Below are 15,625 nucleotides of genomic sequence, written 5' to 3'. Positions count from 1 at the left end.
TTCTACAAATGTAATATTTAAAATGATATAATGAAAGGCTTAAAATTTTATAAAGGGAAAGGGTTTCGGCGCGGCTTTCAGCCGCGCCGAAACCCTAATATCTAATTTAATAAAGCTTCTACCGCTTTTACCACATCAGCAGGTTTCTCTTTTACCGCTAATAAATGGTCTCCTGAAAATTCAAGAAACTGTTTAGGTTCAGAAGCATTGGCAAATATAATTTCTCCCTGAGAGTAAGGAACGGTTTTGTCATTTTTACTGTAAATAAATAACTTTGAAAGCCCTTGAGTGAACTTGATATCCTCTTTGGCCGAGTAAACATTGCCTAAAGCTTTGTCTATCATATCTTTAAACTGAGGAGTGAACGCTGAGGCAATGTCAGCAAAAGAAGACATTCCTCCGTCAATAATCAACCCTGAAATTTTATCTTTATTGGCTCTGGCCAGATGCGTGGCGATTTGCGAACCTAAAGAGGCTCCGTAAAGCAGAATTTTAGTGTTTTTTACATCTTCTCTTTTAGTAATAATGTCAAAGAATTTTTGTCCGTCTTCTGCAACATTCATGTGAGTTGGAATGCCTGTTGATTTTCCGTAACCTCTGAAATCTACCATCACGACTTGAAATCCATCATCAACTAAAGGTTTAATCATAAAAGTATAAGAACTCACATTTCCTCCCGCACCGTGGAAAAAAAGGATCGTCGCTTTAGGTTTTGCTGCGGCAGGTCTTATAAAAATAGCGGTGATGGTATCTTTATCTACAGGAAGGCTTAGATTTTCGTATTTCAAATTTTCGATAGGTTTCAGTTCTTTTTTAGGTTGATAAAACCTGTCATCAAGCTGAGCATTAAAAAGTTGAAGAGCCAGTACAAAGAAAAGGGTGATAATCGCTTTAGTTTTCATGTTGTTATTGTTTTTAATTGTTGAAGCAAAGATATTTCAAGCCTCAATATTTTGGAAAAATAAAAGACTGAATGGTAGTTTTTACCTGCTAAATGGTAAAATTTATCGATTGAGAATTTTCCACAAAAAAATCGGAGCCGTTTCCAACTCCGATTATCAATATAAAATTTAGTTAAATTACTTTTCCAATTGCTTGTAGCTTCTTTGGATAAAGTCTGTCAGGTCTTTTCCTTTTAGTAAATTCTGAGAAAGTTTAGCCAAATCCAAAGCGTATTTTATCAAACCTTCTTTTTCCTCTGTATTTTCAGTTTTCAAAACCTGATTGGCAAATTCGCTGTTAGAGTTTACCACCAAATTGTACATTTCTGGGAAGCCGCCCATTCCAAACATTCCGCCACCGCCGGTTGCCTGCATATCCTTCATTCTTCTCATGAATTCCGGTTGGGTAATCGTAAACGGAGCATCTGTACTGTCCAAATCTTCAAGCTGAACCGTAAATTTAGTATCATTAATAGACTCTTCGATGTTTTTCTTTAATGATTCTTTTTCAGTGTCATTTAATTTAGAAATAACAGGCTCGTCTTTTTTAATCAAATTATTGATGTGATCTGAATCTACTCTTACAAAAGAAATATTCTCTTTTGACGTTTCCAGTTTCTGAATAACGTGCGGAATAATCGGTGAATCTAAAAGTAAAACTTCATATCCTTTATCTTTTGCCGACTGAATATAGCTGTGCTGCTCATCTGCATTGGAAGCATAAAGAACAACTACTTTTCCGTCTTTATCGGTTTGATTGGGTTTAATTTTCTCTTCCAATTCATTCCACAAGAAATATTTTCCGTCTGTTGTTGGATATAATGTGAATTTATCCGCCTTTTCAGCAAATTTTTCTTCGGTTACAATTCCGTATTCGATCACAACTTTAATGTCGTTCCATTTTTGTTCGTAGTCTTCACGGTTTTCGTTGATTAAAGAAGACATTTTGTCGCCTACTTTTTTCGTGATGTAAGACGAAATTTTCTTCACTGCACCATCAGCTTGTAAATACGAACGAGAAACGTTCAACGGAATATCCGGAGAATCGATAACTCCACGAAGAAGCATTAAGAAATCTGGAACGATACCTTTCACTTCATCTGTTACAAATACCTGATTTTGATATAATTGAATTTTATCTTTTTCAATATTTAAATTATTGCTCAATTTCGGGAAGAATAAAACTCCCGTTAAATTAAACGGATAATCAACATTCAAATGAATATGGAATAAAGGCTCCTCAAACTGCATCGGGTACAATTCGTGGTAGAATTTCATATAATCATCATTCGAAAGTTCGCTTGGTGCAATCGTCCATGCCGGAGTAGGGTTGTTGATGATATTGTCAACTTCTTCCGTTTCAGCAACTGCATCTTCTGGAGCACCTTCCGGTAATGGTAAAGTGTGCGTTTTAGTTCCGAATTTAATTGGAACTGGCATGAATTTGTTATATTTCAACAACAATTCACGGATTTTTGCTTCTTCTAAAAATTCTACAGAATCTTCTGCAATATGAAGAATAATTTCCGTTCCTCTGTCGGTTTTATCAGATGTTTCCTCTAAAGTAAATTCCGGACTTCCGTCACAAATCCAACGAACAGCTGGCTCGTCTTTGTAAGATTTAGTTAAAATTTCAACCTTTTCAGCCACCATAAACGCAGAATAGAATCCAAGACCGAAATGTCCGATAATCCCTGAATCTTTTGCCGTGTCTTTATATTTTTCCAAAAACTCTTCAGCCCCTGAAAAAGCCACCTGATTGATGTATTTTTCAACTTCCTCAGCCGTCATCCCGATTCCTTGGTCGATGATCGTCAGTTTTTTATTTTCTTTATCGATTTTTACTTCAAGCTGTGGGTTTCCATATTCCACTTTTGCTTCGCCGATGCTTGTTAGGTGCTTTAATTTTAAAGTAGCATCCGTTGCGTTGGAGATTAATTCTCTCAAGAATATTTCGTGGTCACTGTAAAGAAATTTTTTGATAAGCGGGAAAATATTTTCCACAGATACATTAATATTTCCTTTAGTCATAATAATTTTTGTTTTTAATTTTCTATTTCTTTCTCAAAAAAAATACCGTTTGATTAAAAGTGACATTTTGACATTGTTTTGTGAAAGTGGGAAGTTGGAAGATGGGGGCTGGAGGTTTTGTTTTCGTCATCAGATTCAATTTAATTATAAATTCAGAAGTTGGTTTTAACTTTCACCCTATATTTTCCATCAAAGTAAGAATAATGTATCGCGAATTACTCAACGAAATACATTATTTTTAACCCTTAAATTATTTAATAATGAAGTTGAAATGTACAGTTTTTGTTCTGCTCATCATGACCTGTTTTGTGTATGGACAGAAAAAGCCGTTGGATCACTCTGTTTATGACAGTTGGCAAAACATCGGTTCAAGAAAAATCTCTAATGACGGAAAATGGATTGCCTATTCTGTGGACGTGCAGGAAGGAAATCCCAACCTTTTTTTATATTCCGTTAAAAATAAAAACTCTAAGCAGTTTCCAAGAGCAACAAAAGTGGAATTAACGAATGATTCCAGATTTGCTGTTTTTCAGATTCGTCCTTTATATAAAGATATCAAAGCGGTAAAGGATAAAAAATTAAAACAAAATAAATTAACAAAAGACAGCCTTGCAATTGTTGATTTTTCGACAGGAAAAACAGAAAAAATTCCTAATGTAAAAGGGTTTAAAATTCCTGAAAAAGGAAATTCTTATGTGGCGTATCTTCTGGAAAATGTAAAAGATAAATCTTCGGATGATGCTTCGGATAAAGAAGATGGTGACGAAAAGAAAGATGACGATAAAAACGCAAAGCCTTTGCAATTGGTAGTTCGAAATCTTCTGGATGGTAAAAGTACGACGTATGATAATGTATCTCGTTATGAATTTAGTAAAAATGGAAAACAACTTGTTTTTGTAACTAAAAAACCTGAAGAAAAGCCAAGCAAGGATAAAAAAGAGAAGAAGGATTCTTTGGATGATAAATCTATAGCTAAAAAAGAGACAGACAAATCTAAGCCTAAGAAATATGCGCTTCAAACAGTTCAGGTTGTAAATCTGCAAACCGGAACTGTCGATAAAATTTCAGAAATGGAAGGCGATTTTTCACAATTGTCTTTTGATGAGGAAGGAAATCAGCTGGCGTATGTAGGAACTTCTTCTGCACAGAATGATTTGGTGAAATTGTATCAGCTGTACTATTTTAATGTTAAAGGAAAGAAAAAGGAAGTTATTGCCAACGACAATTCGCAAATGAAAAAGAATTGGGTGATTTCTGAAAACCGTTTGCCGAAGTTCAGCAAAAACGGAAAACAGCTTTATTTTGGAGTTGCGCCCAAACCTATCGCAAAAGATACTGCGATGATTGCGAACGATCATGCAGTGGTTGATATCTGGAATTATAAAGATGATTATCTGCAAACCGTTCAGCTGAAAGAATTAAAAGATGATCTTAAAAAATCATACGCTGTGGTAATGCAGACTGATAAACCAAATTTCTTCACCAATATTGATGGGGAAGATCTTGATACTTTACGATTAATAAATGAAGGAAATGCTGAATTTACGCTAGGAATTACAAGTTTCAATAACAGAATTCCTTCTCAGTGGGAAGGCTCTACAAAGAAGACTTATTTTCTTATAGATAATAGAACAGGTGAAAGAACAGAAATTATCAAAAATCTGAACGGAGCAGTTTCTGTTTCACCTCTTGGCAAATTTGCTGTGATTTTTGATAGAGAAAAAGGAAAATGGTTCAGCTATAATGTTAAAACAAAACAAACGCTTCCATTAAATAATGAAATGGCGGTTTCTTTCGTTGATGAAGAATTTGATATGCCGGATTTTCCTGGTTCGTATGGTATCGCTTCATGGACGGATAATGATGAATCTGTGATCATCAAAGACCGTTATGATCTTTGGGAATTTTTCCTGAATGGTTCTAAAAAGCCAAGAAATATCACAAACGGATTTGGAAGAAAAAATAAAATAACTTTTGATACTTATGATTTAGATAAGGATAATAAAAGTGTAAACCGAAAGTCTTCTATCTATTTGTCGGCTTTCGATAATACTTCCAAAGCTAATGGAATTTTTAAAACTTCGATTCATTCGAATGCAGATCCTGTAAAAATTCAAATGGAAAATGTTTGGGGATACAGAACACTTCAAAAGGCTAAAAATGCAGAAGAATATATTTTAGTTAAAGAATCTTACACCGATTCTCCAAATATTTTTGCGACAACCGATTTTTCAAATCAACAACAACTGAGCAATACCAATCCTCAACAAAATACTTATAATTGGGGAACAGACGAATTGGTCAGCTGGACGACACCAAAAGGAAATACTTCAACAGGAGTTTTGTTCAAACCTGAAAACTTCGATCCGAACAAAAAATATCCTATGATCGTGTATTTCTACGAAAAACTTTCGGATAATTTAAATCGTTATGTTGCGCCGGCTCCAACACCTTCAAGATTAAATATCTCATATTTTGTAAGCAACGGATATTTGGTTTTTACACCAGATATTTCCTATGTTGATGGCTATCCGGGAGAATCTGCAATGGAATACATTAATTCAGGAGTTGAAAAATTAAAACAAAATTCTTGGGTAGATGGTTCAAAAATAGGCATTCAGGGACAAAGCTGGGGTGGTTATCAAGTTGCGTATCTTATCGCGCATACCGATATGTATGCTGCGGCATGGAGTGGTGCGCCTGTTGTGAACATGACTTCGGCTTATGGTGGAATTCGTTGGAGTTCAGGAATGAACCGACAGTTTCAGTATGAAAAAACACAAAGCCGATTAGGGAAAACTCTGTGGGAAGCTCCAGATCTTTATATTAAGAATTCACCGCTTTTTGCTATCGATCAAGTGAAAACTCCGGTTGTAATCATGAGTAACGATAAAGATGGTGCAGTGCCGTGGTATCAGGGAATTGAAATGTTTTCGGCATTACGTCGTCTCGGAAAACCGTCTTGGCTTCTGAATTATAATGGTGATGATCATAATTTGATGAAACGCCAGAACAGAAAAGATATCCAAATTCGTGAGCAGCAGTTTTTTGATTATTATCTTAAAGGGGCTAAAGCTCCGTTATGGATGACTAAAGGTGTTCCTGCGACACAAAAAGGAAAAAATTGGGGATTTGAGTTAACTGATGATAAACCTTAATATTTATAAATAAAATAAAACTCGGCGGCACCAAAGGTGCCGCCGAGTTTGTTTAATATCAATTAGAAATTACTGCTTTTTATTAGCAATCTCTTCTTTAATTTTATTTTCCAATTCTTCAGAAAGTTCAGGATTGTCTTTCAATACCTCTTTTACAGCATCACGACCTTGTCCCAATTTCGTTTCTTCATAGCTGAACCAAGAACCGCTTTTCTTCACAATTCCTAATTCTACAGCTTGGTCTAAAATTTCTCCGGTTTTAGAAACACCTTCACCGTACATAATGTCAAATTCAGCCATTTTGAAAGGTGGAGCTACTTTGTTTTTTACAATTTTCACTTTCACACGGCTACCAACAGCTTCGTCTCCGTTCTTGATTGGCGCGCTTGCTTTTCTGATATCAACTCTTACAGAAGCATAGAATTTCAATGCATTACCACCCGTTGTAGTTTCAGGGTTTCCGAACATTACACCGATTTTCTCTCTCAACTGGTTGATGAAGATTACCGTACATTTTGTTCTGTTAATCGTTGCTGTTAATTTTCTCAATGCCTGAGACATCAATCTTGCATGAAGACCCATTTTAGAATCTCCCATTTCACCTTCAATTTCCGCTTTTGGAGTCAAGGCTGCAACGGAGTCAATTACCACGATGTCAATTGCTCCAGAACGGATCAGGTTATCAGCAATTTCCAATGCCTGCTCACCGTTATCTGGCTGAGAAATGATAAGGTTTTCCAAATCGATTCCTAATTTTGCAGCGTAAGTTCTGTCGAAAGCGTGCTCAGCATCGATGAAAGCAGCGATACCTCCCGCTTTTTGAGCTTCAGCAATTGCGTGAAGTGTTAAAGTTGTTTTACCAGAAGATTCCGGACCATAGATCTCGATAATTCTTCCTCTAGGATATCCACCCACTCCAAGAGCGATGTCTAGCCCTAAAGAACCCGAAGGAATCACCTCGATGGTATTGTCTACCGAGTTATCTCCCAACGTCATTACCGTTCCTTTTCCGTACGTTTTATCTAGCTTGTCAAGCACCAAAGCCAGTGCTTTTTTCTTATCGTCAATATTACTCATCTTGTCTTTAATAATTTCTCAAAAATACATAATTTAAACATCAAAAACTAATGTTTTTCCAAATCAAAAATCATACAAAAGGGTAATTTTTTCGAATTTTAATATATAATAATTTTGAATAGTTATTTTTATGTATCTTGAAATGAGAATGATACTAAAAGAATGGGATTTTAACTAATATAAAACTAATAATTATGAAAACTAAAATTTTAATACTGCTTTTATTCTGTTGGACAGAGATAGTTTTTGGACAAATCTCTAAATTCAGAGAAAGACAGGTGTTGGTAATAGGAAAAAATCAAAATAGAGATTTTCCTATTTATTATTTAGACAAAAATGATAAAAAAGATGATCTTCTGAGTGTTGATTACAATACGAATTCTGAAATAATTTCCAAACGGATTGCAAAAGATAAGGTTTTGAATTGGGATAATAAAAAAGAACTTACGCTTGATGTTTTAAAATCAGCTGGGTTATTTAATATAAAGAACAATATAGAATGTATTACTATTAAAGCTAATATAAAGGCTGAAAAAGGAAAACTGCTGATTTACCCGTGGAAAATTTCTGATGTTGATAGTTTGAAAAATAAAAATGATTTTCTCGAAAATAATCGATTCTGCATCATATTGGGAGATAATGTTAATTTTAAAATAAAGATGAACGAAGTGCATGCAGGAGTAATGTCTATACCTTTAAAAGCTTACATCGGAAGAAGAAATAAAGATAAAACAGGAGGAATGGTAGAGACTTCTGTAGGAATTGGTGGCTATGTAGGATATAAATTTTATGCGAAAACACATTACGTAAAATTAAGTCATGAAGATGATTATAGAGTGTACAATTCGGGATTCTCTATTAATGGAATTTTGGGATTAAGCGCTGTCGAATTAGATGAAGATAATGTGAAAAACGATTCTATAAAGTTTAGAGGAAAATTTCCGGCTCTCAATACCGGAGCTGCTTTAGGATATCATTATAGAGATATCGGAGTACTGTTTTCTGTTGGATTTGATATTCCGTTGAATAAATATGGTAGTAATTGGAATTTTAAAGGCAAACCTTGGATTGGATTAGGTTTAGGCTATAAATTATTTTAAGAAATCAATAAAAACTCAAATAGGTTGACAATGTTCTATTTCGTTTTCTTTTTAATGAAAATTAGAGTTTTTTGTAATTGCTAAATAATCTTCCAGCACCTTCATCTGATCTTTATTTCCCTTTCGTATTCTTGCTTTTCGGCTGACGATGGAATCATAAATTCTGTTGATGATCCATTTCGTTCGTGGGAAAGCTTTTTTATTGGAAACATCCGGAATTTGAAGTCTTTTACAAACCTCATCATCAAGCAAAAACCAAGTGCAGCAAATGTGGAGATATCTTAAATTTTTCCTTTGAAATTGATATTTTAAAATAGGGTTTTCTAATGATTCATTCAACAAAGAATGGGCCAATAGAACCGAATCTTTATCGGAAGGCGGCTGCACGGAAGTCCATAAATAAAAATATTCCGTAGCTTGTTTTTTGTCGTTGGGTAAAAGATTTTCAGGAATTCCCAATAGATAACCAACATATTTCCAAAGATGGAAAAGTCCTTTTTCTTCCTTTTCAGAAAACGTATTTCCTAATTTTTTTAAACTGTGAAGAAAAACCAGACTGAAACCGATATAAGTCGCCATCATATCCCATGAATTGATAGGCTCGCCCCAATTTTCTGTGTCCCAATCTTTATAATATTTTCTGATGGAAAGTCTTGCGTAAGAATGAATTAGTCTTGTTTTAATGGCAAATTCGTAACCTTTTTTGTGAATTTCCAACGCATCATATCTTGTGGCATTCACCCAAAAATCAAGCGTTTCTGAAAGACGTTTTACAGCTCCTTTTTTCAAGGCTTCGGTTGCGATTAAAGGTTTGTTGAGATAGGCATAATCATAACCACCAATCAGGCAATAATCTCTGAGGGAAATCAACGAATCCAGATTGCTTCTCATACAGAGTTCTGCGCCGCTTTTAATTAAATCATAGTCTAGCCAATCGGGAATAGTTTGGGTTTGAAAGAAAAGCGTTTTTACACTTTCAGGAACTTCATCAGTTTTGGAAACTCCATTTCGAATATAACCTTCAATCTCTCTGGAAGCTTCATGAAATTTTTTGGTTAAATAAACATCTCTTACAACCTGATCGCCAATTTCATCCACATGATAAAAATAAGGAGAAAATTTTTCGAAATCATTAAAGCTCAGTTCGGCACCGGAAAATTCAGTGAGTTGCTTTCCGTTTCCTTTTGTCCAAAAATCTTTAAAATGCGGTGAATCTTTAAATCGAGGTTGTAAAATCATCCCTTTTATTTCACATAAAAATACAAGTTTTACGCCGAAATTCCTTGGTGAGATTTATCATTTAAACAAAATTATTTTTTCGTTAAATTTTAGATTTGAATTAAATTGCTCCTGATTCAAACGCTTTTTTCAATAATTCTTTACTATTTCTGGAATTGGTTTTCTTTAAGATGTTTTTTCTATGAGTACGAACGGTATGTTCTGATAGTACCAAAATTTTAGCAATTTCTCCTCCGGAATATCCTTTGGCGATAAGTGCCAATACTTCAATTTCTCTTTTGGTAAGATTTTCTGAAAATTCGTTGGATTGCGAAAAATTTTCAAGCTTTATTTGATGAAAATCATTTCTTGGGCTAATCCCAGAAATTAAAACAGTATTAGGATTTTTTTTTGTGATGTGATTGATATTGGTATGAATATTAATAGATTGCACCAGCTGACCATCTTCATCTTCCATCGTATGAATCGACTGATGGTGGAAAAGTTCATACGTGTTTTTTGAAGTTTTCATTCTGCAGCAATAGCTCGCTTTTAAATAAAGCTGATGCTCCAAACCTATTTCTATCATTTTCTGAATAACAGTTTGCTCTGCCTGTATCACAAAAGGAATATCGTCGGGATGAGTAAGGTCGATCACATCTTTTAAATTTTCAGGATATTTTTCAAGCCCGTGAAGTTTTAAAATATTTTCATGATGATGAGACAGCGTACTGTTGGTAAGGTTGAGTACATAATAGTAAAACTCGCCGATGGCAAACATTTCCCCAATAATATGTTCGATAGGTGGTACGCTCAATATTCTCTCATCTGCCTGCTTAATACCTGGGTAGGTTTTCCAGACATCAATTAAAGGGTGTTTTTTATCGGGAGGATGCATTTTTGACTTTTGGACGAAAATAATTAATTTTTCATAAAAATACCACAAAAGGGTGATTTTTTTCGCGGGATAAAATTATAACCTTTGTGTGATGAATAACCGTGAAAGCTCATTTTCTAAACTTTATTGTTTAAAAGTGAGTTTTTCTTGCATTTTCAGTGTACGCTAAGGTGAAAACCAAGAATGAAAAAATTTAAAAACGGTTTATACTTTTCTTTATTAGTTGTTTGGAAACGGTAAACTAACTACCTCTCAATATTTTGAGAGGTTTTTTTGTGCTCTAAAAATTACACAAACGGGTAATTTCTTTGTATTTCTGGATTTTGAAAATTTGTATTAAAAATTAATAGCCATGAAAACAAAATTATTATTAGGGTTTCTGCTTTGGGCAGGATTGGTATATGGACAAATTAATCGCTTAACAGATGAGGAGAATCAAATGCTTCAGAATTTAATCACAAAGCAAGAGGTAAAAGAACATATTTTAGGTTATGCTAAAATGAAGGATAGTATAACAATATATCAACCTATATCAAATAGGATAGTTTACAAAGAAAAAATTGATACTATTAAAGTGGATATTAAGGATGGTATGATTGAAAAAGTACTCATAATTACAAAGAAAAATATTTATTATAATCATAAAGCTCCAATCCCATTGATCTATGATTTTGTTAAAAGATCTGATTATTTGTTTGACAGAGAAGAGAAAGAGTATATTCGTTTTTCTGAAGCCATCGATTTCCATTTTGATGAAAGATTTAGCACTTTACCGGATAATAAAGTTTTAATTCTATCAGGTGATTCTAAAAAAAATATTGGAGTTTTAACTCAAAATACAAACTTAAAATCATTTGTCAATTTTGTTGCTTATTCTGATTTTCTAGGTTTATTAGGAGATGAGCCTAATGCCTTAGTACATTTTGAAGCTAATGCTAAATTTTATTTACATCGTAATAATATTTTTAATAGATTTATGTATATTTTTCCTGTGTTTCAACCTAGTTTTAGTTATAATAAATTAGATAGTAAATTTGAAGTAGTTTCTATTATGTCTAATGAATTAAATCCCACTGAAATTTTTAGAAGACATAATTATTCCGTAGGTCTGGATATTACCCTTTTTAAATTTGACTTTCTTCCTAATAATTCCTTGGATGTAAATGCTAGTTACCAATATGTGTCAGGCAAAATACTTCTTCCCGATTTAACTACAAATACAGTTAATGCAGTTAGTCACCTTAAATCTTGTGAGGCTACACTGAAGTCAAAACTTGCAAAAAATTTCGGTATAGATTTGAGTGGGAAATATATATGGCAAACTCTTAATCCTACTGAATATTATGAGCGAAGTCAAAATAATCTTTTAGCATTTAGAGGAAGTATATATTATTATCCGCCAAGTGGAAATAATGGAGATAAAGTATTTATTCGATTCACGAATTATTTAGCATTAAATAATAGAGCTGATGATTTTTCTCAGTTTCAAATAGGGTTTTCAAAGTCGCTAAATTTTAATAGTAAATAATAATTTCATATAACCAAAAAAACAACCTCCCAATCGGAAGGTTGTTTTTTATTTCAAGCTAAAAACTTTATTAGTTAGATAAAGAAGCAGCGTGGATTAGCATATCAACTAACTTGTTAGAATAACCCATTTCGTTGTCATACCAAGAAACAAGTTTTACGAAGTTAGGAGAAAGCATGATACCAGCATCTTTATCAAAGATTGAAGTTCTCTTGTCTCCGATGAAGTCTTGAGAAACTACAGCATCTTCAGTGTATCCTAGGATACCTTTCAATTCACCTTCAGAAGCAGCTTTGATTACTGAACAGATTTCTTCATAAGAAGCAGCTTTTTCAATTCTCACAGTTAAATCTACTACAGAAACGTCAACCGTGGGTACTCTGAAAGACATACCTGTTAATTTTCCGTTCAATGAAGGGATTACTTTTCCTACCGCTTTAGCAGCACCTGTAGAAGAAGGGATAATGTTGTTTAGAGCAGCTCTACCACCTCTCCAGTCTTTCATTGAAGGACCGTCTACAGTTTTCTGAGTTGCTGTTGTAGCGTGTACAGTTGTCATCAAACCTTCTACGATTCCGAAGTTATCGTGGATAACTTTAGCCAAAGGAGCTAAACAGTTTGTAGTACAAGATGCGTTTGACAAGATTTTTACATCGTCAGTAAGTTCTGTGTGGTTTACACCCATTACAAACATTGGCGTATCATCTTTAGAAGGAGCAGAAAGAATTACTTTCTTAGCACCAGCTGTAATATGTTTTGCAGCACTGTCTTTATCTAGGAATAAACCTGTAGATTCTACAACGTAATCTGCACCGATTTCGTTCCACTTTAAGTTGCTAGGGTCTCTTTCAGCTGTTACTCTGATTCTTTTTCCGTTTACTACAAGGTCATTACCTTCTACAGAAACTTCACCTGGAAAAATCCCGTGAACTGAATCATATTTAAGCATATAAGCCATGTATGTAGCATCGATAAGGTCATTGATTCCTACTACTTCGATGTTATCTCTTTCAGTCATTGCTCTGAAAACAAGACGTCCAATTCTACCAAACCCGTTGATACCTACTTTAATTGTTGACATAATAGTTTGTTTTAATTTATATTAAAAATATTAGATTGCTAAAATTTCTGAAATCAATAAAAGATCCTGATTGATTTCGTTGTGTTTTTTAATGGCTTCCTCAATCGGCGTATAAACCACGTCGTTAGAACGCATTCCTGCCATTACATTACTTTGTCCGTCCATTAATCCTGTTACGGCACCATAGCCCAATCGGCTTGCCAATACTCTGTCGGCACAGCTTGGAGAACCTCCTCTCTGCATATGTCCTAAGATTGCAACACGAATGTCATAATCTGGGAAAGCATGTTTTGTTTTTTCGGCTAATTCATAAACGTTGGCTAGTTTTTCACCTTCTGCCACTACTACAATACTTGATGCTTTTCCTGTCTTTTCAGCGTTTCTGAAGTTCGCGAAAAGTTCATCAATACTATCTTTTTTCTCAGGAATTAAAATATCCAAAGCTCCGGTTGCCAATCCGCTGTTTAAAGCGATAAATCCAGCATCACGCCCCATTACTTCCACAAAGAACACTCTGTTGTGCGAAGTTGCCGTGTCACGAATTTTATCAATCGCATCCATTGCGGTATTCAATGCAGTGTCATAACCAATCGTGTTATCTGTTCCGAAAATATCGTTGTCGATAGTTCCCGGAATACCAATTACACGGATTCCGAACTCTTCATTGAAAATCTTAGCTCCGGTAAAAGTTCCATCTCCTCCGATACACACCAAACCGTCAATTCCAAGCTTTACGCAGTTGTCGTAAGCCTTCTGGCGACCTTCTTTGGTTCTAAATTCCATGGAACGGGCAGATTTCAGAATAGTTCCCCCCTGGTTGATTATATTTTTTACGGAACGAGGTCCCATTTTCAGGAAATCGTTATTGATTAAGCCATTGTAGCCTTCTCTTACTCCGTAGCATTCTATGTTATAATAATTGGCGGTTCTTACTACCGCTCTCAATGCAGCATTCATACCCGGAGAATCTCCTCCGGAAGTAAGAACTGCAATTTTTTTTACAGCACTCTCTTTCATCTAGTAAAAAATTACGAACACAAATCTACAAAAACAAGTTCAGATAATAGCATTAACTTTATAGGAGATTTGAATATAAATGATTAAAAACTTCTAAAATTTGAAGAATTGCAAATAGATCTTACACTATAAATCATAAAATACATCCTTCTAAAATTATTAATTTAAAATGCTCAGTCAAAATATAAGTCTGAATATGATCTTATTAAATGAATCTCTTCAAGTTTTTTTAATTTGATATTTTCGGCAATTGAAAACAGTATACTAAATGATATGAATTGCTATTATTTCTGATATGAATTTTTTGTAATACTCTTATCTCAAGACAAAAGAAATTAAACAACCTCTTCAGGAATCAACAATTTGCCCCAATCATTCAACTGCCAAAGAATTTCTACCAGTTTTTCTCCAAGTTCTGTCAAACGATATTCAACTCTCGGGGGAAGTTCGTTGAAAGATTCTTTCATTAAAATTCGGTCGGCAACCATTTCTTTAAGCTGCTGATTAAGCACTCTTCGGTCTACTTTGGCAATGCCGCGCAGAAATTCACTCGGTCGTTTCTTACCTTCATTAATCTGCCATACGATAGGAATTTTCCATTTTCCACTAATGGTATTCACGGCAACTTCCAACGGACAAATTTTATTTTCTTCAGCGCGTTTCTTTGTATTCATAAAATTAACTTTTTTATCCCTATGGGCGAAAAATATGCGGTATTGCTTCTTTTGTAAAGCTTTTAGATCTTTGTAAAGTTAATAATTAAAAGCATTATGACTGAAAAACGAAAAGGAGCACGTTCTGTAAAAGATATTCCACAGGAAATTTTAGAACAACTCAATCAAGGTAAAATGGAGACCGTAAATCTTACAGAATGGCTTGCTGTGGATCAAAAAATATTGCTTGAAAACTTACTAAAACAAAATGATCGGTTAGACTATCTTCAACCTATTTTAGAAAACATAAATACGTTGAAAAAGCAAACGGTAAATACGATTAACGAAGCTATTGGAACGGAAATTTTTAATTTAACTGTAAAAAATAATGATAAAAATTTCTTAGATACTGTTGCAAAGCATTCATCCGATTTGGTTCGCTGTTGGGCAACTTATACGATTGGAAAAAATCAAAATTTATGCATAGCGGAAAAATTAGAAAGGATTAAAATTTTCGCAGCCGATCATCATTTTGGAGTTCGTGAAATTTGCTGGATGGCGGTGAGAAGTGATATTTCAATTCATCTGAAGGAAGCCTTGTCGATTTTATCTACTTGGACAAATAATGATGATGAAAATATACGTCGTTTTGCCAGCGAATCTACGCGGCCACGAGGGGTTTGGTGTGCTAATATTGAAGAATTAAAACAAAATCCTGAATTAGGTTTACAAATTTTAAACCCAATGAAGTCTGACAAAGCAAAATATGTTCAGGATAGTGTTGGAAACTGGCTAAATGATGCAAGCAAATCAAAACCTGATTTTGTGAAGAATGTATGTGAAAAGTGGCTGGAAGAGAGTCCGACAAAAGAGACAAAATATATCGTTAAAAAAGCTTTGCGAACCATTCAAAAATAAATTTG

General features: G+C 34.3%; 12 protein-coding genes. 4 read left to right on the top strand and 8 right to left on the bottom strand.

Annotated elements, in window-relative coordinates:
• Positions 1–101 precede the first annotated feature (101 nt).
• Positions 102–902 (bottom strand): alpha/beta fold hydrolase, encoded by an 801-nt coding sequence (locus OXQ85_RS02070; protein WP_267402042.1) that lies wholly within the window; start codon positions 900–902, stop codon positions 102–104.
• Positions 903–1,079: 177 nt separating this feature from the next.
• Entirely contained in the window at positions 1,080–2,972 is a 1,893-nt protein-coding gene (gene htpG, locus OXQ85_RS02065; RefSeq protein WP_267402040.1) for a molecular chaperone HtpG, read from the bottom strand.
• Positions 2,973–3,232: 260 nt separating this feature from the next.
• On the opposite strand from htpG, the gene OXQ85_RS02060 reads away from it, so the two are divergent.
• A complete protein-coding gene (locus tag OXQ85_RS02060; RefSeq protein WP_267402039.1) occupies positions 3,233–6,130 on the top strand; it encodes a prolyl oligopeptidase family serine peptidase in 2,898 nt (965 codons plus the stop codon).
• A gap of 69 nt (positions 6,131–6,199) precedes the next feature.
• On the opposite strand, the gene recA is transcribed toward OXQ85_RS02060, so the two are convergent.
• Entirely contained in the window at positions 6,200–7,207 is a 1,008-nt protein-coding gene (gene recA, locus OXQ85_RS02055; RefSeq protein ID WP_267402038.1) for a recombinase RecA, read from the bottom strand.
• Positions 7,208–7,401: 194 nt separating this feature from the next.
• On the opposite strand from recA, the gene OXQ85_RS02050 reads away from it, so the two are divergent.
• The gene (locus tag OXQ85_RS02050) at positions 7,402–8,307 is read left to right on the top strand and encodes a hypothetical protein (RefSeq protein ID WP_267402037.1); all 906 of its coding nucleotides are present in this window, start codon (positions 7,402–7,404) and stop codon (positions 8,305–8,307) included.
• A 51-nt stretch (positions 8,308–8,358) separates the two neighbouring features.
• Here OXQ85_RS02050 and OXQ85_RS02045 read toward each other — a convergent pair whose 3' ends face one another.
• Positions 8,359–9,546, bottom strand: coding sequence for an oxygenase MpaB family protein (locus OXQ85_RS02045; RefSeq protein WP_267402036.1), 1,188 nt, complete (start codon positions 9,544–9,546; stop codon positions 8,359–8,361).
• A 100-nt stretch (positions 9,547–9,646) separates the two neighbouring features.
• Positions 9,647–10,423 carry a helix-turn-helix transcriptional regulator gene (locus OXQ85_RS02040; protein ID WP_267402034.1) on the bottom strand — a complete coding sequence of 259 codons (777 nt, stop codon included), beginning with the start codon at positions 10,421–10,423 and terminating at the stop codon, positions 9,647–9,649.
• Between the two features lie 352 nt (positions 10,424–10,775).
• Between OXQ85_RS02040 and OXQ85_RS02035 the strand changes: the two genes are divergently transcribed.
• Positions 10,776–11,951, top strand: a complete 1,176-nt coding sequence (locus tag OXQ85_RS02035) for a hypothetical protein (protein WP_267402033.1) — start codon at positions 10,776–10,778, stop codon at positions 11,949–11,951.
• 70 nt (positions 11,952–12,021) lie between these two features.
• Here OXQ85_RS02035 and gap read toward each other — a convergent pair whose 3' ends face one another.
• The 3 genes from gap to OXQ85_RS02020 all read right to left on the bottom strand — a co-directional run bounded on the left by gap (position 12,022) and on the right by OXQ85_RS02020 (position 14,723).
• Positions 12,022–13,032, bottom strand: coding sequence for a type I glyceraldehyde-3-phosphate dehydrogenase (gene gap, locus OXQ85_RS02030; protein ID WP_267402032.1), 1,011 nt, complete (start codon positions 13,030–13,032; stop codon positions 12,022–12,024).
• A gap of 30 nt (positions 13,033–13,062) precedes the next feature.
• Complete coding sequence (gene pfkA, locus OXQ85_RS02025; protein ID WP_267402031.1) at positions 13,063–14,049, bottom strand: 6-phosphofructokinase; 987 nt, start codon at positions 14,047–14,049, stop codon at positions 13,063–13,065.
• Positions 14,050–14,384: 335 nt separating this feature from the next.
• Positions 14,385–14,723 (bottom strand): helix-turn-helix domain-containing protein, encoded by a 339-nt coding sequence (locus tag OXQ85_RS02020; RefSeq protein ID WP_267402030.1) that lies wholly within the window; start codon positions 14,721–14,723, stop codon positions 14,385–14,387.
• A 96-nt stretch (positions 14,724–14,819) separates the two neighbouring features.
• Here OXQ85_RS02020 and OXQ85_RS02015 point away from each other — a divergent pair, with 96 nt between their 5' ends.
• Positions 14,820–15,620 carry a DNA alkylation repair protein gene (locus OXQ85_RS02015; RefSeq protein ID WP_267402028.1) on the top strand — a complete coding sequence of 267 codons (801 nt, stop codon included), beginning with the start codon at positions 14,820–14,822 and terminating at the stop codon, positions 15,618–15,620.
• Positions 15,621–15,625: the final 5 nt, after the last annotated feature.

The organism is Chryseobacterium sp. GM_Chr_2, from assembly GCF_026540445.1.
In the GTDB taxonomy this organism is placed as follows: Bacteria; Bacteroidota; Bacteroidia; order Flavobacteriales; family Weeksellaceae; genus Chryseobacterium.
Note: the sequence above shows the minus strand (reverse complement) of the source record. Positions and strands in the feature narration are given on the sequence as shown.

What these genes read in the sequence shown, in the direction of transcription:
- OXQ85_RS02070 (WP_267402042.1), bottom strand. Translation starts at nt 902, where the DNA reads ATGAAAACTAAAGCGATTATCACCCTTTTCTTTGTACTGGCTCTTCAA.
- htpG (WP_267402040.1), bottom strand. Translation starts at nt 2,972, where the DNA reads ATGACTAAAGGAAATATTAATGTATCTGTGGAAAATATTTTCCCGCTT.
- OXQ85_RS02060 (WP_267402039.1), top strand. Translation starts at nt 3,233, where the DNA reads ATGAAGTTGAAATGTACAGTTTTTGTTCTGCTCATCATGACCTGTTTT.
- recA (WP_267402038.1), bottom strand. Translation starts at nt 7,207, where the DNA reads ATGAGTAATATTGACGATAAGAAAAAAGCACTGGCTTTGGTGCTTGAC.
- OXQ85_RS02050 (WP_267402037.1), top strand. Translation starts at nt 7,402, where the DNA reads ATGAAAACTAAAATTTTAATACTGCTTTTATTCTGTTGGACAGAGATA.
- OXQ85_RS02045 (WP_267402036.1), bottom strand. Translation starts at nt 9,546, where the DNA reads ATGATTTTACAACCTCGATTTAAAGATTCACCGCATTTTAAAGATTTT.
- OXQ85_RS02040 (WP_267402034.1), bottom strand. Translation starts at nt 10,423, where the DNA reads ATGCATCCTCCCGATAAAAAACACCCTTTAATTGATGTCTGGAAAACC.
- OXQ85_RS02035 (WP_267402033.1), top strand. Translation starts at nt 10,776, where the DNA reads ATGAAAACAAAATTATTATTAGGGTTTCTGCTTTGGGCAGGATTGGTA.
- gap (WP_267402032.1), bottom strand. Translation starts at nt 13,032, where the DNA reads ATGTCAACAATTAAAGTAGGTATCAACGGGTTTGGTAGAATTGGACGT.
- pfkA (WP_267402031.1), bottom strand. Translation starts at nt 14,049, where the DNA reads ATGAAAGAGAGTGCTGTAAAAAAAATTGCAGTTCTTACTTCCGGAGGA.
- OXQ85_RS02020 (WP_267402030.1), bottom strand. Translation starts at nt 14,723, where the DNA reads ATGAATACAAAGAAACGCGCTGAAGAAAATAAAATTTGTCCGTTGGAA.
- OXQ85_RS02015 (WP_267402028.1), top strand. Translation starts at nt 14,820, where the DNA reads ATGACTGAAAAACGAAAAGGAGCACGTTCTGTAAAAGATATTCCACAG.